The 20,808-nt window shown below is 54.8% G+C and carries 16 protein-coding genes; 6 read left to right on the top strand and 10 right to left on the bottom strand.

Annotated features, from left to right (window positions below; genetic code table 11):
- Positions 1 to 7: 7 nt before the first annotated feature.
- Together HRU87_RS05925 and hrpA are read right to left on the bottom strand one after the other, a co-directional pair.
- Positions 8 to 1,240 (bottom strand): ATP-binding protein, encoded by a 1,233-nt coding sequence (locus HRU87_RS05925; protein ID WP_213086386.1) that lies wholly within the window; start codon positions 1,238 to 1,240, stop codon positions 8 to 10.
- 103 nt (positions 1,241 to 1,343) lie between these two features.
- A complete protein-coding gene (gene hrpA, locus HRU87_RS05930; protein ID WP_281359127.1) occupies positions 1,344 to 5,150 on the bottom strand; it encodes an ATP-dependent RNA helicase HrpA in 3,807 nt (1,268 codons plus the stop codon).
- A 207-nt stretch (positions 5,151 to 5,357) separates the two neighbouring features.
- Here hrpA and HRU87_RS05935 point away from each other — a divergent pair, with 207 nt between their 5' ends.
- Positions 5,358 to 6,131: a bacteriorhodopsin-like gene (locus HRU87_RS05935; RefSeq protein ID WP_173493996.1), complete on the top strand. Its 774-nt coding sequence runs from the start codon at positions 5,358 to 5,360 to the stop codon at positions 6,129 to 6,131.
- Positions 6,132 to 6,299: 168 nt separating this feature from the next.
- Here HRU87_RS05935 and HRU87_RS05940 read toward each other — a convergent pair whose 3' ends face one another.
- From HRU87_RS05940 to HRU87_RS05950, 3 genes are all read right to left on the bottom strand, one after another.
- Positions 6,300 to 6,764, bottom strand: a complete 465-nt coding sequence (locus HRU87_RS05940; RefSeq protein WP_173493997.1) for a DUF3817 domain-containing protein — start codon at positions 6,762 to 6,764, stop codon at positions 6,300 to 6,302.
- A 15-nt stretch (positions 6,765 to 6,779) separates the two neighbouring features.
- On the bottom strand, positions 6,780 to 8,186 hold the full coding sequence (locus HRU87_RS05945) for an aspartate aminotransferase family protein (RefSeq protein ID WP_213086387.1): 1,407 nt from the start codon (positions 8,184 to 8,186) through the stop codon (positions 6,780 to 6,782).
- Between the two features lie 75 nt (positions 8,187 to 8,261).
- Complete coding sequence (locus tag HRU87_RS05950) at positions 8,262 to 8,729, bottom strand: hypothetical protein (protein ID WP_173493998.1); 468 nt, start codon at positions 8,727 to 8,729, stop codon at positions 8,262 to 8,264.
- A 75-nt stretch (positions 8,730 to 8,804) separates the two neighbouring features.
- Between HRU87_RS05950 and HRU87_RS05955 the strand changes: the two genes are divergently transcribed.
- From HRU87_RS05955 to HRU87_RS05965, 3 genes are read left to right on the top strand one after another with little or no spacing between them, the layout of a single operon-like run.
- The gene (locus HRU87_RS05955; protein ID WP_173493999.1) at positions 8,805 to 10,244 is read left to right on the top strand and encodes a cryptochrome/photolyase family protein; all 1,440 of its coding nucleotides are present in this window, start codon (positions 8,805 to 8,807) and stop codon (positions 10,242 to 10,244) included.
- Positions 10,245 to 10,266: 22 nt separating this feature from the next.
- Positions 10,267 to 11,790 (top strand): SDR family oxidoreductase, encoded by a 1,524-nt coding sequence (locus HRU87_RS05960; RefSeq protein ID WP_173494000.1) that lies wholly within the window; start codon positions 10,267 to 10,269, stop codon positions 11,788 to 11,790.
- Positions 11,791 to 11,802: 12 nt separating this feature from the next.
- The gene (locus HRU87_RS05965) at positions 11,803 to 12,777 is read left to right on the top strand and encodes a Gfo/Idh/MocA family protein (RefSeq protein ID WP_173494001.1); all 975 of its coding nucleotides are present in this window, start codon (positions 11,803 to 11,805) and stop codon (positions 12,775 to 12,777) included.
- A gap of 57 nt (positions 12,778 to 12,834) precedes the next feature.
- Here the strand turns inward: HRU87_RS05965 and dacB are convergent, their stop codons facing one another.
- Positions 12,835 to 14,127: a D-alanyl-D-alanine carboxypeptidase/D-alanyl-D-alanine endopeptidase gene (dacB, locus tag HRU87_RS05970; protein ID WP_173494002.1), complete on the bottom strand. Its 1,293-nt coding sequence runs from the start codon at positions 14,125 to 14,127 to the stop codon at positions 12,835 to 12,837.
- A gap of 145 nt (positions 14,128 to 14,272) precedes the next feature.
- Between dacB and gndA the strand changes: the two genes are divergently transcribed.
- On the top strand, positions 14,273 to 15,721 hold the full coding sequence (gene gndA, locus HRU87_RS05975; RefSeq protein WP_173494003.1) for an NADP-dependent phosphogluconate dehydrogenase: 1,449 nt from the start codon (positions 14,273 to 14,275) through the stop codon (positions 15,719 to 15,721).
- 9 nt (positions 15,722 to 15,730) lie between these two features.
- Positions 15,731 to 16,609: a DMT family transporter gene (locus tag HRU87_RS05980; protein ID WP_173494004.1), complete on the top strand. Its 879-nt coding sequence runs from the start codon at positions 15,731 to 15,733 to the stop codon at positions 16,607 to 16,609.
- On the opposite strand, the gene HRU87_RS05985 is transcribed toward HRU87_RS05980, so the two are convergent.
- Genes HRU87_RS05985 through hemE form a run of 4 tightly spaced genes read right to left on the bottom strand, consistent with a single transcriptional unit; the run spans position 16,599 to position 20,756 of the window.
- On the bottom strand, positions 16,599 to 17,699 hold the full coding sequence (locus HRU87_RS05985; protein WP_173494005.1) for a ferrochelatase: 1,101 nt from the start codon (positions 17,697 to 17,699) through the stop codon (positions 16,599 to 16,601). The genes HRU87_RS05980 and HRU87_RS05985 overlap by 11 nt on opposite strands.
- Positions 17,696 to 18,379 (bottom strand): hydrogen peroxide-dependent heme synthase, encoded by a 684-nt coding sequence (gene hemQ, locus HRU87_RS05990; protein ID WP_173494006.1) that lies wholly within the window; start codon positions 18,377 to 18,379, stop codon positions 17,696 to 17,698. Before hemQ ends, HRU87_RS05985 begins: the two co-directional genes overlap by 4 nt.
- Positions 18,376 to 19,689 (bottom strand): protoporphyrinogen/coproporphyrinogen oxidase, encoded by a 1,314-nt coding sequence (locus HRU87_RS05995; protein ID WP_173494007.1) that lies wholly within the window; start codon positions 19,687 to 19,689, stop codon positions 18,376 to 18,378. Before HRU87_RS05995 ends, hemQ begins: the two co-directional genes overlap by 4 nt.
- Entirely contained in the window at positions 19,686 to 20,756 is a 1,071-nt protein-coding gene (gene hemE, locus HRU87_RS06000) for a uroporphyrinogen decarboxylase (RefSeq protein WP_173494008.1), read from the bottom strand. The genes HRU87_RS05995 and hemE overlap by 4 nt, the downstream gene beginning before the upstream one ends.
- Between the last annotated feature and the right edge of the window lie 52 nt (positions 20,757 to 20,808).

Genomic DNA, 20,808 nt, shown 5'->3' on the forward strand with positions numbered 1-20,808 from the left:
TTACCGTTTAGCCGAGAAGCGCCAGGGGGATAACGGCAACTCCCGAGCTCATCCGCCAGGCCTCGGCACCCGTATTCACCACTGCCAAATCCAACACTCGATCACCCAGTAGATTCTTGAGCCACAGCAAGTGCTTGGTGTCTTTTTCGGTGACTCTTGAGCCTAATTTGGATTCGATTGCGAGAATTTTGCCATCGGGCCGCTGAAGTATGAAGTCAACTTCCGCCCGAGCGTCCCTAGTCCGCAGGTGAAAGAGTTTTGCCCCGGCAGTATCTGCCATAACCCGAAGACTCAGAGCAACCAGATGTTCGAAGAGTGCGCCGGTGAGATCGTGAGTTAGGGCGCCTTTTTCTGTGAAGTTGGTCAGTCGCGCAGCCAGTGCTGGATCTGCAAGGTAGCGCTTGGGTGAAACGGTTAGGCGCTGCAGGCTGGTGCCCTGGGGAAGCCAAGGTTCCAGCTCATCAATGATTCTCAACCTGGTCAGAGCGTCTAAATAATTACCCGTCGTTATCCGGCTAGGACTGGAATCACCAGCTGAAGCTGCATCGCGAATAGTATTCAGCGAAGCAGTACTGCCAGTCGAGGCAGCGTAAGCTGCAAGCCAGGAGCGCAAAGTTGCAGGCTTTCTAAGTGAAAGGCCGAAGTGGGGGATATCGACATCCACAAGTCGGTTTAGATAACCCTCGAGGGCCCTTTGTTGGTTTGACCTAGATAGCTGTCTGATGCCAGGAAACCCTGACTGCACAATTTCCGAGATGTAGTCCTCGAGCAGAAAGTCACTGTTTCCTCGCGCCTCAAACTTGCCCTCGTCCATTGCCTGATCGAGGAAAATACTCGGGGTCGTAACGCCACGTTCCGGAAGGATCATGGGTCGCATCCGAATATCCGTAATGCGACCCGCTCCCGAATGAGTGGAACCGGAGGGCAAGGAGCCGGTGAGCAGAAACTGACCGCCAGAGGAATCCTCGTCTACCGCGCGCTTGATGGCATCCCAAACCGGCTCAACCCGGTGCCATTCATCGATCAGTACAGGTTTTTCTTGACCAGTGATCCAGCTGGGCTCTTCGGTTAGCCTTGCAGCGATGGCTGGAGTCTCAACCGCTACGACGGTTTTCACGCGCTGACTGGCAGTGCTGGTCTTGCCGACCCCTTTGGGGCCATCCAGCAGAATTGCGGGCAAGTCCGGCATTGCTTGGTCAAGGATGCGGTCAACGTAGCGTGTGACGTAGGTGGGGGCCATGACTAATTATACCATTTGCACTCTTTTTACTATACTTTTTGCACAGCTTCAAGTATCCGTTTCGCACAACCTGCGCTGACTAGATGCACCAACTTATTTGGGTTTAGCCCGCCAAAACTTTCCGGATTCGCTGAACCGAAACCGGTTCGCTTGTCCCGAGCGTTTGAGCGAACAGGCTGACCCTGAGTTCCTCCAGTAGCCATCTGGCTCTAACAATCTCTGCGCTGGCATGGCTTGGGAGTGGAAGTCTTCCTCCGGCTGACTCATAAGCCTGAAGGGCTTGGTTGAGTTCTGCCTGGGCAAGTCGGTCCTTGTTCGGATTTTCTTGAAGTTTGTTGACCCTCACCTCAATCGCCCTGAGGTAAACCGGGAGTCTTGGAAGTCTTGACAGACCGGTTGCGCTGACAAAATTGCCGCCGAGCAGCTGTTCGATGTGCTGTTTCTCAGCAGAGAGCTCCGATAAAAAGTCAATGGCCTTGGCTGAAGAAATTGCCCGCAGCGCATCCCGATTAGCGTTTGAGATTTTGGCGCAGCTGGACACCGTATCGAAGCAAACCTCCAGCACCTTGGCCTGGACAGAATCGCGAATGGATTCAAAGTCTGCTCGATTGAAGATCAAGCCTTCGGAGTTCTTGAGCTCTATCTCGCTGAGTGCCAGAGCAACGATCACGTCCTCAACAAACTTGCCAAAGCTCTGGTAGGAGAGAGCAGAGATGGCCAACTTCTCCTCTGGCTTCAGGTGCGACTCAACATACTTAGCCGGGTTTGGGATTTCACGCTTGACCAGCTCAGCAACGGCAAAGCGATGCTGGCGAATTTGCTCATCCTTTGAGGACTGAACCACCAGGTCAACCTTGCTCCCGCGCAGCACAAGGGAAGGGTAGGCATTGACAGTGTTATTGCCAGATGTGGTGGTCAAGACCTCGGGGAGCTTTTCAAAATCCCAGCCCGGCAAATCTTGTCTTTCGAGTTCGACATGGAGCTTGGTGGCCACCTTCGCCACCTCGACTCGGCCCTGCTCCCGAAAGCGCTGCTGCAGTTCAGCCAATGAGAGCGAGCTAGCAAGCTGCTTTCCTTTTTGGTCGATAACCGAGTAGGTCATTCGCAGCGCAGGTGGAAGCTTCTCGAAATCAAAATCAGTCCCCTGAACCCTGGCTCCAATTTGAGCCTGTAGGTCAGCTGCCAGTCTTTCAACAAGAGACCCCGAGGGCTGCTCGGGAAGCTCCGCCAACAGCTTCTTGGCCCAGTCGGTGGCTGGAACGGCATTCCTACGAATCGCCTTTGGAAGTGAGCGAAGCAATTCGGTAACCAACTCTAGACGCATTCCAGGAACCAGCCAGTCAAATTCAGCTGCTTCAAGGCTCGGCAGCACTGCAACCGGGATTGAGATGTTGACTCCATCCTCAATCTCTCCGGGGGCGAAGCGATACTGCAGTTCAAACTGATGTCCCGAGGTTATCCAGCTGCCGGGAAACTCATTTTCATCGGGTGCCTCAATGGAAACCTCCTTGAGGTTGGCCCGGGTCATGTTCAAAAGCTGCGGTTTTTCCAACTTGGCCTTGCGCCACCAGCCCTCAAAGCTTCGGGTGGAAAACACATCGAGCGGCACTCGGTTATTGAAGAATCTGAACTGGTCTTCCTCATCGGGGATCAGGTCTGGCCTTCGAGCCCGTTCGGCCTCCGATTCAAGCTGCTCGAGCAGTTTTCGGTTCTCGCGTTCGAAGCCCTGCTTGGAATCCCATTCGCCCGCCACCAGGGCATGCCGGATAAAAAGTTCTCGGGCGTGAAGAGCATCGTGCCTGGAGTATTGAACCTTCCTTGCCGCAACCAGGGTCAAACCAAAAATAGTGACCCGCTCGGTTGCGATCGCAGCCCCCTGAGATTTCTCCCAGTGCGGGTCTGAGATTGATCGGTTGCATAGCTCAGCCGCAAGGCTTTCCACCCATGCCGGGTCAATGCTGGCGTTCATTCGTGCAAACAGCTGGGAGGTCTCAACCAGCTCAGCGCTCATGATGGCAGCCGGTGGTTTTTTAGCGAGCGCCGAACCTGGGAAGACAAAAAAACGTTTGCCGTTGGCCCCCAGGTATTCGCGCGAAGGCCTAGCTCGCTGCGGCTTACCGTTCACAAATGTGGGCTTCGGATCAACTCTCAAACCAATCTGGCTGATTAGCCCGGAAAGAATGGACTTGTGTATTCCCTCAGGATTCACCCGCTTGGGACCAATGCTCAAACCCAGCGGCTTGATAACCGACGAAAGCTGTCGCACCAAATCTTGCCACTCCCTAATTCTCAAAAAATTCAGGTGTTCGGAGCGGCAGAGTCTTCTAAAAGCGGAGCCAGATAGCTGTTGCTGCTGATCCTCGAGGTAGTTCCAAAGATTCACCAGGGTCAAAAAATCACTGCCGGAATCGGTGAATCGGGAATGCAGCAGATCTGCCCGTTCCCGGTTTTCAACCGGGCGCTCCCTGGGGTCTTGAATGGTTAGACCTGCGGTAACAATCAACACCTCTCGGGTGATGCCGTGCTGCCTGGACTCCAGGAGCATGCGAGCGAAGCGCGGTTCAATCGGTAGCCGGGCAATCTGCTGGCCAAGCGGGGTTAGCGAAATCTCACTCTCAGTTGCTTTGATGGCCCCAAGTTCCAGCAGGAGTCCCCTGCCGTCCTTGACCCCCTTGGCATCGGGGGGTTGCAGGAAAGGGAACTTAGCGAGGTCACCAAGTCCCAAGTTCGCCGCCTGGAGGATGACGGCCGCCAGGTTGGTTCTGAGGATTTCGGGGTCGGTGAACTCCGGCCTTGCCTTGAAATCCTCTTCGGAGTAGAGCCTGATCACCGTGCCGGGTGAGGTTCGGCCGGCTCGACCAGCACGCTGATTCGCGCTTGCCTGGCTGATTGCCTCAATCGGAAGTCGTTGAACCTTAAGCCTTGTGGAGTAGCGGGAGATTCTTGCCGTTCCAGCATCAATCACGTATTTGATGTTTGGGATGGTCAGCGATGTTTCGGCAACGTTGGTGGCCAGAATAATCCTTCGCTTTACGCCGGGCTTGCTCCGCTGATCGAACACTCTGTGCTGTTCGCTCGCGCTCAACCTTCCATAAAGCGGCAAAACTTCAAGCTGCTTCATCAGCGCACCAGAAACCGAGGCTCCGGTGATCACCTCTTGGGCATCCCTAATCTCAGACTCACCAGACAGGAAAACCAGTACGTCGCCGTCCGGTTCGGCTTGCAGTTCACGAAGTGCCGAAACCACCGCGTCTATGTAATCATCGGCCGTGGTTTCCTGATCCGGGTCGGAAGCCTCCTGCCGCTCTTGATTCACCGGACGGTAGCGAATCTCAATGGGAAAGGTTCGCCCCGAAACCTCGATGATTGGCGCGTTATCGAAGTGCCGGCTAAAGGATTCCGGGTCAATGGTTGCCGAGGTAATGATGAGTTTGAGGTCCGGGCGCCTGGGAAGCAGCTGCTTGAGATACCCGAGCAGGAAGTCGATGTTCAGGCTGCGCTCGTGAGCCTCGTCAATAATGATGGTGTCGTACTGCTTCAGGTCGCGATCAAATTGCATGGCGTTGAGCAAAATGCCGTCAGTCATCACCTTGACGCGAGTTCTTTTTGAAGAGGTATCGGTGAAGCGGACCTGGTAGCCGACTTCTTGGCCTAGCTCTACCTTCAGCTCCTCAGCGATGCGCTCTGCGACCGATCTGGCAGCGATTCGCCTTGGCTGAGTGTGAGCAATTGAAGTTCTTCCAAGCTCCAAGCACATCTTGGGAATCTGAGTTGTCTTGCCCGAGCCGGTGGCTCCAGCCACCACAACCACCTGATGTTTTTTGATTGCCTCGGTGATTTCTGCCCGAAGCATTGAGACCGGAAGTTCGTCCGGGTAGGTGATTGGCAATGCCAAACCTTCAGTCTTCACACCGGCTCCTGTCCCTAGCTAGCAGGTTAGCAAGTCGAACTGGCCAAAATGATGTGATGGAAACGTTATAAGTTTGGGAATTACCTACCCCTGCAGCTGTTAAAACCCTGTGAGTCGCGCAAAGTAGCCGATTCGCTGGGCCCACAAGCCCGACGAGTGGACTTCTGACTAACAAGATCAAAGTCATCGAAAGGACTTTCGAAAAAGATGAATTCAGTAATCAGTGAGGGTGGATACAGCCTCGTATTTAACATGCTGTCGATGGGAATCGCAGCCATGTTGTTCACCACCATTTTCCTATTCATGGCCAAGGACCGCGTCCTGCCTCGCTACCGCATGGCGGTAATGATCTCGGCAACCGTTACCGGTATCGCCGCGTATCACTACTTCCGTATGTTCGAGAGCTTCGAGCACGCTTACGGTCCAGACGCCATTGAAGGCTATGTCTACAACGTGGGTTACCGCTACGTGGACTGGTTCCTAACCGTGCCACTGCTGTTGGTTGAGACCGTTGCTGTTCTAGGTCTAGCCCGCGCAATGCAGACCTCCCTGCTAGTTCGCCTCGTGCCAGCAGCAGCGCTAATGATCGGCCTGGGCTACCCAGGTGACGCTCAGCTAGACATCATGGGCATTCCACCATCTGTCTGGGGTCTACTCTCCACCATTCCTTTCCTATACATCCTGTATGTACTGTTCGTAGAGCTAGGCAAGAGCCTGGAGCGTCAGTCCGCAGCTGTACAGCGCAAGGTGAAGGAACTACGCCTACTATTGCTCGCTACCTGGGGTGTCTACCCAATCGCCTTCATCGCAAACATGAACGCGGTAGGTTTCGAGGAGTCCAGCTTCGTTCTGCGTGAGACCGGTTACACCATTGCCGACATCTTGGCTAAGTGTCTATTCGGCCTCGTTATCTTCACCATCGCTCGCATCAAGAGCATGGAAGACGACGCAGAGTTCGCAAAGCACGAAGTTCGCGACTAGGACGGAGAGAGCCTGATGAAGAAGATTGATTGGGAGCTCGTGCAGTCCATTGTGCTTGTCGGCATGCTTCCAGCAATGCTGATCATCGGAGCACTTTTCCCTAGTTTGTTCGCAACTTACTAGCAAAGCTAAAAAGAAACCGGGTCGAGAAATCGACCCGGTTTTTCTTTAATCAAACCACTCGGTGGGTGGTCCAAGAAACAGCAGAAACGCAAAGATGCCGGGGATTAGAACCACCAGAATCACCAGTAGCACAAGCGGCCGGGCGATGAACCAGCGAAACACGGTGTCGATAAAGCTGGCATCCCTGAGGTCTGAACCTCGCTCGGTTCGCCAAGGTCCTTCGAGGGCGGCTTGACGCTCGAGACTGCGCTCAAATGGAATCGTTGCAAAGGGAATGATTGCGAGGAAAACCGCCAAGAGTAACTTTCCAAATCCAAAGCGCTGGTTCATTCCCACTAGCACAGCGGTGACCGCATAACCCAAAAACACCGCGCCGTGGATTGAGCCCGCCACCGTGACGATGTGGGGAATTGGATCCCCGAACGCCCTGATCACAAGGGCTGTGATCAGAAGCGTCCAGGTGATTGCCTCACTTTTTGCGAAAAGAGTGAATAATTTTTTGGGGGTCATCTGTTCTCCTATGTTCTAGGAGCGCAGCGCCACCGCCATCTCCCTGAAGTGCTCTACGAGCTTATCCATGTCCCTCTGGGTGTGCATGAGGGAGACTAACCACTGCTCATCAAGCCCCGGAGGGGTGATGATGCCGCGGTTAATGCCCCAGATCCAGCTCAACTCGGCCATCTCAAAGTCAACTGCCTTGAAGTCCCGGTAGTTTCGCACTGGAGCAGTTGACCAGGTAATTGCACCCTTGAGTCCCATACCCACGGTGTGGGCGGGGAGCTCATACTGAGCAATAATTGCGTCAATCTTTTTGAGGGTGTTGACGTTGATCTTCTCAGCTCGGTCCATGGCCTTGTCGGTAACCAGTTCCTCAACAGCCATAATTGCCGCCATCACAAGCGGGTTGCCGTTGTAGGTACCGTAGTGAGCCATGCGGCCATCCACCACGGCGTCCATGTACTTCTGTTTGCCGCCAAAGGCAGCAACCGGAAGTCCACCTCCGATGCTTTTAGCCAGTGTCACCAGATCAGGGATTACCCCTGTGCGGTGTGAGGCACCAGCGATTCCAGCGGTTAGACCTGTCTTGACCTCATCAAAAATCAGGGCGATGTTGTAGCGATCACAAAGCTCACGCACGGCGGGCAAATAACCCTCATCCGGCAACACAATTGAGATGTTCTCCATCACCGGTTCGAGTACAAATGCTGCAATGCGATCAGCGTGCTCGGCCATGATTTTCTCGAGGTATGGCAGGTCGTTGTAGGGAACTACGAAGACTTCGCCAGGTTCGTTCTCAAATGGGATCTCCGGGATGGGCGCCTCGGCCGGACCGATGTTTTCCAGCTTTGGCTTCACGGAAACCTGCAGCGGGTCATACCCACCGTGGTAACCACCCTCCAACTTGATGATCGCCTTCTTGCGCGTGACAGCGCGGGCGGTGCGGATTGCATACATCAGTGATTCGGTGCCGGAGTTGGTGAATCTCACCATGTCCAGCTTGAATCGCTTCTTGAATGCCTCCGCAGCCTCGGTCGCCGACGGCGACGGAGTCACGAACAGGGTTCCAGTTCTGCGTAGTGCGCGCTGAACACGGCGAACCACCTTGGGGTTTAGGTGACCCACCATCATGGCTCCGAAGCCCATGGATAGGTCTAGTAGTTTTCTGCCATCCACATCTTTGACGTAGGCGCCTCGGGCGCTAACTACCGAGATTGGGTATGGGTCCCAGTGCTGGAAGCTGGAGGTTACTCCGAGCGGCAGCGACTTAGACGATATTTTGTTTTCTGTTCCAGATGCCTGGGTGGTTTGTTCAAAACGCTTCCACTCTTGTTCGAGTAGCCGCTTGACGGTGTTCTTATCAATTGCTCGAGTGGTGTCAGGAACCACTCTGTAACCAGCAGGATCGTGTTTTGGGTTATGCACTTTGGACACGAGTTATCACTCCTTTGTGTCCACCCACTCTCGCACAAAGCCCGAAATAAAGCCAATCTGGGCACGGTGAGTTCGCTATTGGGGAACGGATTTACCCATTTTCATGCCCTGCACCCTGGAGCCAATAACCAAAGCCGAACCAATGATCACAAGGTTCTTCACGATGTACTGACCCTCCAAAGTAAGGCCGAACGGGAAGATTGTGAAGCACACCTCGGGCAACAGCACCAGCGGTAAAAAGGTACCGGGCATCTGAAGCGCGAGTAGCAAGATTGCAATTCTGGTCAGCGGCGGGAACAAAAAAGCCAAACCAATCGCAACCTCCCAGAGTCCTAGCAGCGGCACGATAATCTCTGGAGTAAGCCAATAAACCGTCGCCGCCACGAGGTCGTATGCGGGACTCAGTTCCCCAATGGTTTTCAGGGCTCCAAACCAAATAAATACGGCTCCGATTGCGAACCTTAGAAACGGCAAACCGATTCTTTCCATCAGGTGGATAACCACCGAGTCGTACCTTTGCACCAGTTCATTGAGTTTGCCCATGCCAAGTTCAACTCCCTAGAGCGCAAACTAATCCCGATGCGGAAGTTCCCTGCTGAATCCGGGGTTGGATAACCCATGCAGCTTTTACTCGCGGATCAACTGGGGCCCCACTTTGAACTGGAGGCCGACTTGCTGCTGCCAATAGTTGATAGCCAGTTTGCCAAGCGCACCTATCATCGGCAAAAGGCACACCTCATTCGCTACGCCCAGTTGGCCCGGGCAAAAGATGCCAATGTCACCGCTGTGAGGCTAGAGAGTTACCGCGAGCTCAAAGACCACCCCGGCTTGACTTCTGTGGCCTTCCCCTCGTCACGGGGATTCCTGGCACTTTGCGATTCGCTGGGGCTGGAAAAACTTCCGAACCCTGGATTCTGTTCAAGCTTTGCGGACTGGGAGAACTTCGTTGCAGGCGCTGGAAAGCGGCTTCGGCTTGAGGACTTCTACCGCAAGCAACGGTTGCGGCTAGGGGTGTTGATGGATGGCCCCGAACCCTCAGGTGGGCAGTGGAACTTTGATGCCGATAATCGCCTTCCTCCCCCAAAAGCTGGAATCGGCGTTCCACACCCATTTGTGCCGGTAGAAGATGAGCTTGACGCGCAGGTTCGGGCGGAACTTGACGAACTTGAAAGATCCGGCAGGGCCAAGTTCATGGGGGTTGATGGCCCGCGAAAGTTTCCAGCCACAAGATCACAGGCTCTCGAAGCACTGGAAATCTTCATCCGAGACAGACTCGACCTCTTCGGTCCCTACGAAGATGCCATGGATAAAAATGACTGGGCCATGTCGCACTCACTGCTCTCGGTTCCCATGAACCTGGGGCTGCTCTCGCCACTAGAGGTGGTGGCAAGAGCAGAACAGGCTTACCGAGCTGGCACCGCAAGACTAGAGAGCGTTGAGGGTTTCGTAAGGCAAATCATCGGCTGGCGCGATTACGTTTGGCAGCTCTACTGGCACTTTGGTGATGGCTACGAGAAAAAGAATGAGCTCGAGGCTAACGCCCTTCTACCGAAGGCCTGGGCCGATTTGGACTCAAAGGCGATCTCGGCAAAATGCCTCTCTCACGCGGTTGAAGATGTAAACCAAAATGCTTGGACCCACCACATTCCCCGCCTGATGGTCTTGGGCAACGCTGCTATGCAGCGCGGCTACAACCCGGGCCAGGTGAATAACTGGTTCATAGATGCCTTTGCCGATGGCACCCCGTGGGTGATGCCGGCGAACGTGATTGGAATGTCGCTATACGCCGATGGCGGCATGATGTCGACAAAACCCTATGCGGCCGGTGGTGCTTACATAAAAAAGATGTCCAATTTCTGTGGCGACTGCCCGTTTGATCCAGCCAAGCGCGTTGGTGAGGATGCCTGTCCGTTCACCGCTGGATATTGGAATTTCCTGCATCACAACCGGGAACGCTTCTCGAAGAACCACCGGATGAGTCAGCCACTGGCAGGATTGAAGCGGCTGTCCGACCTGGATCAGCTGGTTGAGCAAGAATCCAAGCGGGAATCGCTCTAGCGAAAAGGTGGTTTTGCATCCCATGTCATCGGAGATAACCAAGGGTCTAACCATCCTCAAGCGCGGCGATCAGCCCGCGCTCTGCTTGGTGACCGGCGCCACCGGATACATTGGTGGCCGGTTGATCGTAGAACTTCTAAATGCCGGCTACAAGGTTCGAGTGCTGGCCAGAAACGCCCAGCGACTGCGCGACCACAGCTGGATTAACCAGGTCGAATTGGTTGAGGGCGATGCCACTGACACTGAGGTTCTAAACAACGCGCTATCCGGTGTTAATGTCGCCTACTACCTGCTGCACGCCCTGCTGGTAAAGGGTGACTTCGAGCAGCTTGAGCGAAACATGGCAGAGGGCTTTGGCAAAGCTGCCAAAGCAAATGCTGTTGGCAAGATTATCTACCTCGGTGGCATCATCACCGCTGGCCAGGAGGCCTCTCCTCACCTTCAGGCCAGACTGGACACCGGTCGCATCTTGGCTGAATCGGGAGTGCCAACTTTTGAACTCAGAGCTGGGGTGGTTATCGGGAGTGGTTCAGCCTCTTTTGAAATGCTTCGCTACCTAACCGAGCGACTTCCGATCATGACCACCCCGAAGTGGGTAAAAAATCGCATTCAACCAATTGCGGTCAGAGACGTGCTGCGATACCTGGTTGGCACGGCTGGTCTAGACAACAAGCACGCAGATATTTACGAAATTGCCGGCCCAGAAATTTTCACCTATGCCGAGATGATGCAGCGCTATGCCAAGGCGGCCGGGCTAAAGAAACGTTGGATTATTCCGTTGCCGGTGCTAACCCCTCGACTCTCTAGCGCTTGGGTTGGTTTGGTAACTCCGGTTCCGGTCACCCTGGCAAGGCGTTTGGTAGACAGCCTGAAGAACGAGGTGGTTGCCACTGACAATCGCATCAGGGATCTGATTCCTGAACCATCGGTAGGACTAACGGTCTTTGATCGCGCCGTGAAGTTGGCCCTTGTGAGGATCAAGGAAGCTCGAGTGGAGACCCGCTGGTCAGACGCGTCTTCACCCGGCACCCCATCCGAGCCACTTCCAACTGATCCAGATTGGGCTGGAGGAACTCTCTACAAAGACATTCGAATCGCCCACACCACAGATTCGGTGGCAAAAGTTTTTGAGCGGGTTGAGGCTATAGGCGGTGACAACGGATACTCAACCGCTAGCTGGGCCTGGGAGCTACGTGGGCTGATGGACCGCATGGTTGGCGGAGTGGGTCTACGAAGAGGAAGACGTGACCCCAAACACCTGATTGTTGGGGATGCTCTCGACTTCTGGCGGGTGGAGGAAATCATCCCGCAGAAATTGCTCCGACTAAGGGCAGAGATGAAACTTCCCGGCCTTGCCTGGCTGGAATTTGGTGTTGAGCAGGACTACGAGACCGGTGGTGCAGTACTTACCCAGGTGGCAATCTTTGCCCCCAAGGGTTTATTCGGTCACTTCTACTGGTGGATGGTATGGCCGATGCACGGCCTGGTTTTCCCATCGATGGCTCGCTCGCTCGCCAACTCCAATAGAGTGAGCAAGCACCGCTAGAAAGAGGATTTGATGGTCACCTGGGCAATGGTTGGAACTGGCCTAATGGCCGATTTGATTCTCAAGGACTTCGCCCTGGTGGAGAACACCGAACTAAAGGCACTGGTCTCCAGAGACCCGGATCGAGCTGATGCGAAGCTGAAGGAACTGGGTGTCGAGGCTAGCTCCATGACCTTTGAGCAAGCTCTGGAAGATTCCGGCATTGACCTGATTTACATCGCCTCCCCGCACTCCGAGCACCACTGGATGGCCAAGGCAGCCCTCGAGGCCGGTAAGCACATCCTGGTCGAAAAGGCCTTCATGGAAAATGCTGGGCAGGCTGAGGAGATCTACGCACTGGCCAAATCCAAGGGGCTATTTTCAATGGAGGCGATGTGGACGAAATTCCTGCCGCTGCACCAGAGGCTCGAAGAAATGGTCAAGTCTGGACGAATCGGAAAGCTAAGGCTGATCGAGGCAAACTTTGGTTTCCGAAGAACCTTCGATCAGAGCCACAGGCTATTTGATGCTGCGCTGGGTGGCGGTTCTTCGCTGGACCAAGGTGTTTACACCACATCGCTAAACCGCTGGTTTGCAGACAGTGGGATTAGATCGATTGCTGCCCACGGCTACAACTACCCCAACGGCACGGATGCCCTTGCCATGACGCAGTTTGAATTTGCCAATGGTGTGGTCGGCCGCGGCAACTCCTCCCTGGCAACCTCCCTGGGACTGGCCGCAAGATTGGTTGGGGATGCCGGCATTATTGAAATCCACGAAGCTTTCTGGGCTGCCACCAAGGCGACCATCAAGACCTATGCGGAAAATCATGACGTTCCAGAGATAGAGGAGCTCGAGGTTCCCAAGCTGGGTGCTGGATACGCACACATGATCCAGGCGGTCAGTGAGAGCGTAATTTCAGGAGAAATTGAGAATCAGCAGCACACTCACCAGTTCAGCCTCGAGGTGATGCGAGCGCTGGACGAGATTCGCTCGCAACTAACCTAAGGACCAGGCGCGAAGCCCGATAGTTACATGGTCCTAGTGAATCCCGCGCTCGGTGCACTATCCGGAGAGGCTTGCCCCACACTGGTAAAACCGATAGACCAGATTGTCCATTGCCAAGCGCTGGTTATAGCCCACGCTCGGAGCGAGGTTATAGACAGTGAAGATCAACTTGGTACCGTCTCGAGCCGTCAGGTAGCCGGCCAACGAGTAGCCGGTTGTGATGTAGCCAGTCTTAGCCACCACCAACCCCTTGGTAGCTGTTTTTGATCCGGTTGCAAATCTTGACTTCAAGGAGCCGTCGCTGCCAGAGACAGGCAGCCCAGCCTCAAGCACCGCATAGTTTCCGACCTGCTGGTGAACCAACTCGAGAAGGTCCGTCACGACTGAGGCAGGGACGGCATTTTCACGAGATAGCCCAGAGCCATCAACGATCTTGACCTTGGAGACATCAATTCCTCGCGCTCCCAAGACCCTCTGGTAAAGAGGTGTTAGCGAAGCCATGCTGCCGTCAAATCCAGCTGCTATCGAGGACAACCGACCCAGCGCCTCGGCCAGTGAGTTATCTGAGACTCTGAGCATGTTCGCGATCCACTCACTCATAGGGCGAGAAGATACCGAGGCGATCACAACGGCCCCCTCCGGAAGCTTTCCCTGCTGGGCTTTGATTCCCTTGGCGAGGCTGCTCTTGTTTAGCGATGCCACAAATAACTCCCCGGCTTGCTTCACAGGAGTTGAAGTTCGCCTTGAGAGCCAGGAGTTTTTGTACTTGGTTGAGGTCAGGCGTCCTGCGTCAATCTGAAGCGCTGACACCGGGGCCATGTAGCCCTGGGAGAGGCCTTTCTTGCTCCAGGTTTTATGCCATTCGGCGTCCGATCCGTAGAGCGAATTATCAATGGTTACGCTGCTGATGGTTACGGCATTCTTCTTGGCCCAGCTCGCAATTTGCTTGGTCAGGGTGTCCAGCTTTGGTGCCTTGGCGTAGTAAGAGGTGATGTTGCCCGGCATCCTAGAAAGCGTCACGTCCCCCGCACCTACTAGATAAATACTCCCCGGATTAGCCGGATCGCTATAAACATTCGTGGTCACCACGTGGTCCGGACCAAGCACGTCTAGCGCTACTGCCGCGGTCAAAACCTTCATCACCGAGGCTGTTCGCTGAGCCTCCTGCTCTGCAACCGAGAACAAAGTTTGACCGGTTTGAGCATTCACCACTTCGGCATGCAACTGCTTGATGTTGCTCGAAGCTAACTGCTTTGCTGGTGTGCAGCTGGCAGCGTGCGCAGGGGTTGGAAAGGTGGCCGCAAGGGCTAGGGCTGCGGCCAAGATTAGGGTTCTGGAGCGTGAATTCATACTCCCCCGAACCTAACATTGCATACGCCAATCAAGGACTAAACCCGCCCATGACAAGCTTTTGTGGGGTAACCTATAGTCAAATTTCCGCCCATTGATGCGCGATTAGCTTTTATCTTTTCCACCATTTCCCTAAGGAAAAAACATGTCTGAAAAAGCAAACATTGGTGTTGTAGGTCTTGCCGTGATGGGCTCAAACCTGGCTCGAAACCTTGCCTCTCGCGAGGGCAACCGAGTTGCCGTTTACAACCGCTCCGTGGAGCGCACCAATCTTCTAGTTAGCGAGCACCCGGAAGCAAACTTCATCGCGGCTGCAGATATTGACGCATTTGTCTCATCCCTTGCAAAGCCCAGAACCGCGATCATCATGGTTCAGGCCGGTCCTGGAACCGATGCGGTCATCCACCAGCTGACCGAGCGCTTTGAACCGGGCGACATCATCGTGGATGGTGGCAACGCTCTGTTCACGGACACCCTGCGCAGGGAAAAGGAAGTTTCCGCCAAGGGGATCCACTTTGTTGGGGCTGGAATCTCGGGTGGTGAGGAAGGTGCGCTTAAGGGCCCATCGATCATGCCTGGAGGCTCTAAAGAGGCCTACCAAACCCTTGGACCGATTCTAGCTTCGATTGCTGCGGTTGCCGAAGGGGAACCATGTGTAACGCACGTTGGCACCGATGGTGCAGGCCACTTTGTCAAGATGATTCACAACGGCATTGAATACGCGGACATGCAGCTGATTGCAGAGGCTTACGACATTCTGCGCCAGGCAGGTGGGTTCACACCAAGCGAGATTGCGGAGATCTTCGTGCAGTGGAACAAGGGTGAGCTTGAGAGCTACCTGATTGAGATCACCGCCGAGGTGCTGAAGCAGGTGGACGCCAAGACCGGCAAGCCATTTGTTGACGTGGTGCTTGATGCAGCAGGGTCCAAGGGCACTGGCGTTTGGACCGTTCAAACCGCGCTGAACTTGGGCACTCCGGTGTCTGGAATCGCAGAGGCGGTTTTCGCCAGAAGCCTCTCCTCTCAGTCAGCGCAGCGTGCCGGAAATTCGGGGATGGCAAGCCACACCGAAGCCTGGAGCATTGCGGACCGCGATGCCTTCGTTGAAGATGTTCGCAGGGCACTTTACGCATCAAAGATCGTTGCCTACGCGCAGGGCTTCGATGCCATTCGCGCAGGCGCCAAGGAATACAACTGGGAGATCAACCTGGGTGCAGTTTCCAAGATCTGGCGCGGTGGCTGCATCATCCGCGCTCAGTTCCTAAACCGCATCGCGGATGCCTACGGCAAAAACGAGAACCTGCTGAGCCTGCTGTTTGACGAGTACTTCGCAAACGCTATTGACGCATCGCTCTCTTCCTGGCGCAAGGTGGTTGCCCACAGCTCGCTGGCTGGAATCCCTAACCCGGCATTCGCCTCGAGCCTGAGCTACTACGACGGACTGCGTGCCAAGCGCCTGCCTGCAGCACTGGTGCAGGGCCAGCGTGATTTCTTTGGTGCTCACACCTACAAGCGCGTCGACCTCGACGGTGTGTTCCACACGCTTTGGTCAGGCGACCGCTCCGAAATCGAGACCACCCCCTCCAGCCACTAGATTTATCGGGTGAAAACCCACTGGATTTGGAAGTTTCTTCCATTGGCCCTGATCTGGGGCTCCAGCTTTTTATTCACCGAGTTGGCTCTTAGGTTCCTGCCTTTTTACGGGGTGGCCTTCTGGCGCACGATGCTCGGTGGAGTGGCCATGTTCGCCATGGTGTTCGCACTGAAACTTGAGCTTCCAAGGGGTAGGCAGTGGTTTCACCTGTGGGTTGCCGGGCTATTCATGTCTGCAATTCCCTTTTCACTGTTTAGCTTCGCCCAGCAGTCCACCACTTCCTCGCTGGCTGCAATTATCGGTGCCACTATGCCGATGTTTACGCTGCTGGCAATACTCACCATCTACCGTTCGGAGAAGGTGGGGCTGCTGTCCGGGATTGGGCTGGTAATCGGGTTGGTTGGCGTCGCCATAACTCTCGGAGTTTGGGAGGGCTTTGGTGCCAATGACCCGGCAGCCGTGATGGCTCTGCTGTTGGCAGCGGTCTCCTACGGAATCGGAACTCCCTACATTCGAAAGTTTGTCAGCCCGATGGGCCTGAATCCAACCAGCACCGCAGCCGCTCAGGTAACAACCAGTGCGCTCACTCTGCTGCCGCTCTATCTGTTCAGTGGGCCACTGGTGATTGCCGCGCCAACCCCAGAATCTCTCGTTGCCATTTTGCTGCTCGGAGTGTTTGGCTCGGGTCTTGCCTACCGGCTGTTTCACTCGGTGGTGACCCAGGCAGGTTCAGCCGTCGCGGCCACCGTTACCTTCACCAACCCGGTGGTGGCAACTGTGTGGGGCATTTTGCTCTTGGGCGAGAGTCTGCACTGGTATGAACCAGTAGGCGGAGTTGTGGTAATCCTCGGTGCCTGGCTGGCACAACGCCCAGGATCTAAGCGGTAGCCTCCGCAACAGTTGGCAGCTCCCTTCTCAGGTTTGGGCAGCACCCAGGAGCGCAGAAGCTCGGCCAGGGGCCTAGCGAACTCTCCGCCTTCGGGGCTTCGGTTCCCAATCGCTCTGCTATCAAGTTGCCGATAGCATCAACAAAGGCGGGGTGGATACCTGCTGTGGCGACACGGTAGAAGTTCATCCCCAAACCTTCAGCAGTTTCCTGAGCCTCATTATCGAGATCCCAGACCACCTCAACGTGGTCTGATACGAAACCGATCGGCACAATCAAAACCCCGGTCCTTCCAGACTCATGCGCGCTCTGGATTGCATCGTTCACATCAGGTTCCAGCCATGGGACCTCCGGTGAGCCACTTCGCGACTGGTAAACCAGCTCCCATTCCGGCATGGACTCACCCATAGCGACCCCCGCCTTGCTTATAACGAGTTGAGCTGCTGCAAGATGCTGCGCTTCGTAAGCACCACCCGGCTTTGCAAATTCTTCACGCCTCGCAGGCGGTCCACTGGTCTCACCCATTGCGTTTGGAATTGAATGCGTTGCAAACATGATTTTGATTTGCTCGGTCGAAGACCCGGCGGACTTGACCTTACGAATACCCTCGACCAAGTCCTCCACTACCGGCTCTAGGAACCCTGGGTGATCAAAATAGTGGCGCACCTTGTCGATGGTCATCTTTCCTAGCAAATCGTTCTCAAAGAGGGCCTGGTGGAGGTTCTCTCGATACTGCCGACATCCGGAGTAAGAGGAGTATGCGCTTGTAACCCAAGCCAACACTTTTCTGTGTCCAGCCTCGTACATTTGCTTTACAACGTCTGAAAAATAGGGTTCTGAGTTGCGATTGCCCCAATAGATAGGTAGGTCAATCCCTAGCTCTGGCAATCTTTCGCGAAGTTTTGCCAGTAGGGCGCGATTCTGCTCGTTGATTGGACTCACACCCCCGAGTGCGAGGTAGTGATGTGAGACTTCCTCTAGTCGCTCCTTTGGGACCCCTCTTCCGGCAGTCACACGCTCAAGGTAAGGCATTACCTCATCTGGACCCTCTGGGCCGCCGAAGGAGGTTAGCAAAATGGCGTCATAAGTCATTTGAAGGTTGCTCCGATCTGACTTGGATTGATGGTTTTGCCTGTAAAAAATGGGACCTCTTCTCGCACGTGCAGGCGAGCTTGCGTGTATCGCAAGTCGCGCATCATGTCCACAAGGTCATGGAGTTCGTCCGACTCCAAAGCAAGAAGCCACTCATAGTCCCCCAGGGCAAATGCCGCCACTGTGTTAGAAATTACCGAGCTGAACTCGTGACCTTTTTGTCCATGCTCCATGAGCATTTCCCTGCGTTCAGCCTCCGGGAGCAGGTACCACTCGTAGGAGCGGACAAATGGATAAATCGTGAGCCACTGTCTTGCGGTCTGCCCAAGCATGAAACCTGGAACATGGGAACGATTGAATTCTGCTGGACGATGCAATCCCATGCCGGACCAAAAAGGATTGAAGTTAGTCCCGAGCAAACTAAACCTGAATTTTCCCAAGAACTCTTGAATTAGTTCTGCCGACGCAGCGTGGGTCCAAAAGAGCAAGTCTGAGTCTGCCCTGAAGCCTCTTATGTCATAGGCCCCACGAAGTTCACCGCCTTGCTCGCTAAACCAAGCGGTCAGCTCCATGAATGCCTCGCTGGCTCTCGCCCCATCCGCCACTTGAGATGTCTGCTTGAAGGCAGTCCAATTCGTGTATCGAATTTCGGCGTTTAGTTGTTCGAGTTTGCTGTTCAAGCTGCCCTCCTTTGAATGTGGTCTGTGATGATGCCCATAACTCCGTTGCCCCTAGCAAATCCAGATACCAGCTCGAAACTGGAAGCGTTCGAATCAATCGCCTGAAGAAGTGGAGCTATCTGTTCGGGCTTGGATCTTGCTAGGGCCTGGGTCCAGCTCACTACTTTGGCCTGCAGGAGATCCACTTCGGTTCCATACAAAAACTCAATCTCGCTCTTCAGGAGTGCATCGAGCCCATCCCCTGATTCTGGAAGTTGGTTTTCCCCAAAACTCAGGCGGATCAGGTGCTGGCCCAAGGGTAAGGAGTCTGCTATCCATTCCCATTTTGCGCTCAGGTGCGTTGTGGCTTGAGCGAGAGCAGTCCCGTCTCGAACTATGGCGCCGGATCCCAAAGGCGCGGCGTCCAAGCCAGGAGCATTTACGTGCGCAAATGCGATAGAGGTACTCTTCTGATCCACCATCAATGCGGCTCTTCCAATCTCTGAGTCAATGCCGGCTGCCTTAGCCAGGATGAGAGCTGGAGCCGCCCATGTCACCGAATCAAAAAACTTGGACGAATCCGCAAACCCGACATCCCACCCGTTTCCCGCGGCTTTGATGGAGCTGACTTGAGACCTTTTGAGCTTGACCTTGTCAGAAACTCGATGAACGAGAGCGTCAATCATTTGGTGAAGTCCTCCGCGAAGAGAAATCACATTTAGCCCTGGGGAATTGCTTGCTCTGCTCATTTTCTGAACTCCGGCAACCAAAGACCCCGCTCTAATTGCCTTTTCGGCCAGGTCCGGGAATGTGGCGGCAAAGTCAAGTTCATTAGAAGGTGAGCCATGAATGGAGCGAACAATTGGGTCAACTAATCGCTCCAGAAAAGCGGCTCCCAGGTGATCGGTGACAACTTTCGCCACGGACCCCGACGGATTGAAGTTTTTGGAATCTAATTGCTGCGCAAGGGCAAGCTCCTGCTGCGAAAAGGCGTCCAACAGGGTTGGAGTGCTGAGATCCGCGGGAATTCCAAAATAGCCGAAGGGGATATTCCACCTTTTCTCAGAGGAGATGATGCTGGAGCCTGACGGCTGCGGATAAGCAAACATTTCACCTAGTCCCAGCTCGTGGAGCAGTTGCTCACCGGCCGGGTTTGCAGTCGAGATTGCCTCGGCTCCAGCATCAACACTGAGCCCCGCTATCTTCACACTCGCGATCTGACCCCCAAATTCAGGGCTTACCAGCGAAACCTCTTCACCGGAATCTGCATGTCGAATTGCAGCGAGGAGCCCTGAAATACCTCCTCCGATGACGATCCTTGTGCGGCTCATCGCTTCCCCTGATGGATCAGCTGAACGATTTTGGTGAGGACTTCCGGATCGGTTTGCTTTGGGACTCCATGTCCGAGGTTGAACACATGTCCCGCGAGGTTTTTTGCAGAGTCCAAGACCGAGCCAACGGCATGCTCTATGTCGTCCCAACTTGAGGAAAGCACTTCGGGATCTAGATTTCCCTGTAGGGCGACCCCTGGCAGACGCCTACCGACCTCTGACAGAGATGAAGTGTGATCAACTCCAATGGCTGTTGCGCCAACCTCAAGCGTGTCTTCAAGAATTGCATCTGCACCTAATCCAAAATGCACCCTGGGCACTGAATTACTGCTCTCGTCGCGCAGGTCTTCCAGCTGGGCAAACAGCCTCCTTGAAGCCGATTTGGCATGATCCCGATATTCCTCGGGAGTAAGTTTCCCGGCCCATGAATCAAAGACTTGAAGTGCGCTAGCCCCCGCCACCACTTGCGCCCGAATAAATGAGGCCGTAACGTCCGCGCACCAAAACAAGACGGCCTGGAATAGCTCGGGATCTCTCATCATCTTGCGGGTCTCTGGAAGGTCTTTTGAGGGACCGCCCTCAATCAGGTATGAAGCCAAAGTGAAAGGAGCTCCACCGAATCCGATAAGAGGGGTTGGCCCCAGTTCTGAAACGAGTAACTCAACCGCCCGAGTGATTGGCTCGAGTTCTTCCGGCTGTAAAAGGCGCAGTGACTCAAGATCCTTTCGCGTTCTAACCGGGTTGGCGATGATGGGTCCAACTCCGGACCTGATCTCGACCGCCAGCCCCGCCAGTTTGAGTGGAATGACAATGTCCGAGAAGAAGATTGCGGCATCTACTTTGTGACGACGAACCGGCTGCATCGTTATTTCTGCAGCAACCTCTGGGGTCAAACAAGCCTCCAGCATCTCGTGCCGCGCTCTGAGGGCACGATACTCAGGGAGAGATCTTCCGGCCTGTCGCATGAACCAGACGGGAGTGCTCTCGACGGGCTGCGCGCGCAGCGCGCGAACCAGAGTGGAGGAAGCCGTGACTCCTTGGTTGAGAGGATGCGTCGGTTTGAGCACCGCTTTATTGTGCAGGAGCCAGAGACCTCTGCTGTGACACTGTGTCAGGTAG

This window comes from Aquiluna borgnonia, assembly GCF_013283855.1.
GTDB lineage: Bacteria > Actinomycetota > Actinomycetes > Actinomycetales > Microbacteriaceae > Aquiluna > Aquiluna borgnonia.

Coding starts and splice junctions, on each gene's coding strand:
- HRU87_RS05925 (WP_213086386.1), bottom strand. CDS start 1,240: ATGGCCCCCACCTACGTCACACGCTACGTTGACCGCATCCTTGACCAA.
- HRU87_RS05935 (WP_173493996.1), top strand. CDS start 5,358: ATGAATTCAGTAATCAGTGAGGGTGGATACAGCCTCGTATTTAACATG.
- HRU87_RS05940 (WP_173493997.1), bottom strand. CDS start 6,764: ATGACCCCCAAAAAATTATTCACTCTTTTCGCAAAAAGTGAGGCAATC.
- HRU87_RS05950 (WP_173493998.1), bottom strand. CDS start 8,729: ATGGGCAAACTCAATGAACTGGTGCAAAGGTACGACTCGGTGGTTATC.
- HRU87_RS05955 (WP_173493999.1), top strand. CDS start 8,805: ATGCAGCTTTTACTCGCGGATCAACTGGGGCCCCACTTTGAACTGGAG.
- HRU87_RS05960 (WP_173494000.1), top strand. CDS start 10,267: ATGTCATCGGAGATAACCAAGGGTCTAACCATCCTCAAGCGCGGCGAT.
- HRU87_RS05965 (WP_173494001.1), top strand. CDS start 11,803: ATGGTCACCTGGGCAATGGTTGGAACTGGCCTAATGGCCGATTTGATT.
- dacB (WP_173494002.1), bottom strand. CDS start 14,127: ATGAATTCACGCTCCAGAACCCTAATCTTGGCCGCAGCCCTAGCCCTT.
- gndA (WP_173494003.1), top strand. CDS start 14,273: ATGTCTGAAAAAGCAAACATTGGTGTTGTAGGTCTTGCCGTGATGGGC.
- HRU87_RS05985 (WP_173494005.1), bottom strand. CDS start 17,699: ATGACTTATGACGCCATTTTGCTAACCTCCTTCGGCGGCCCAGAGGGT.
- HRU87_RS05995 (WP_173494007.1), bottom strand. CDS start 19,689: ATGAGCCGCACAAGGATCGTCATCGGAGGAGGTATTTCAGGGCTCCTC.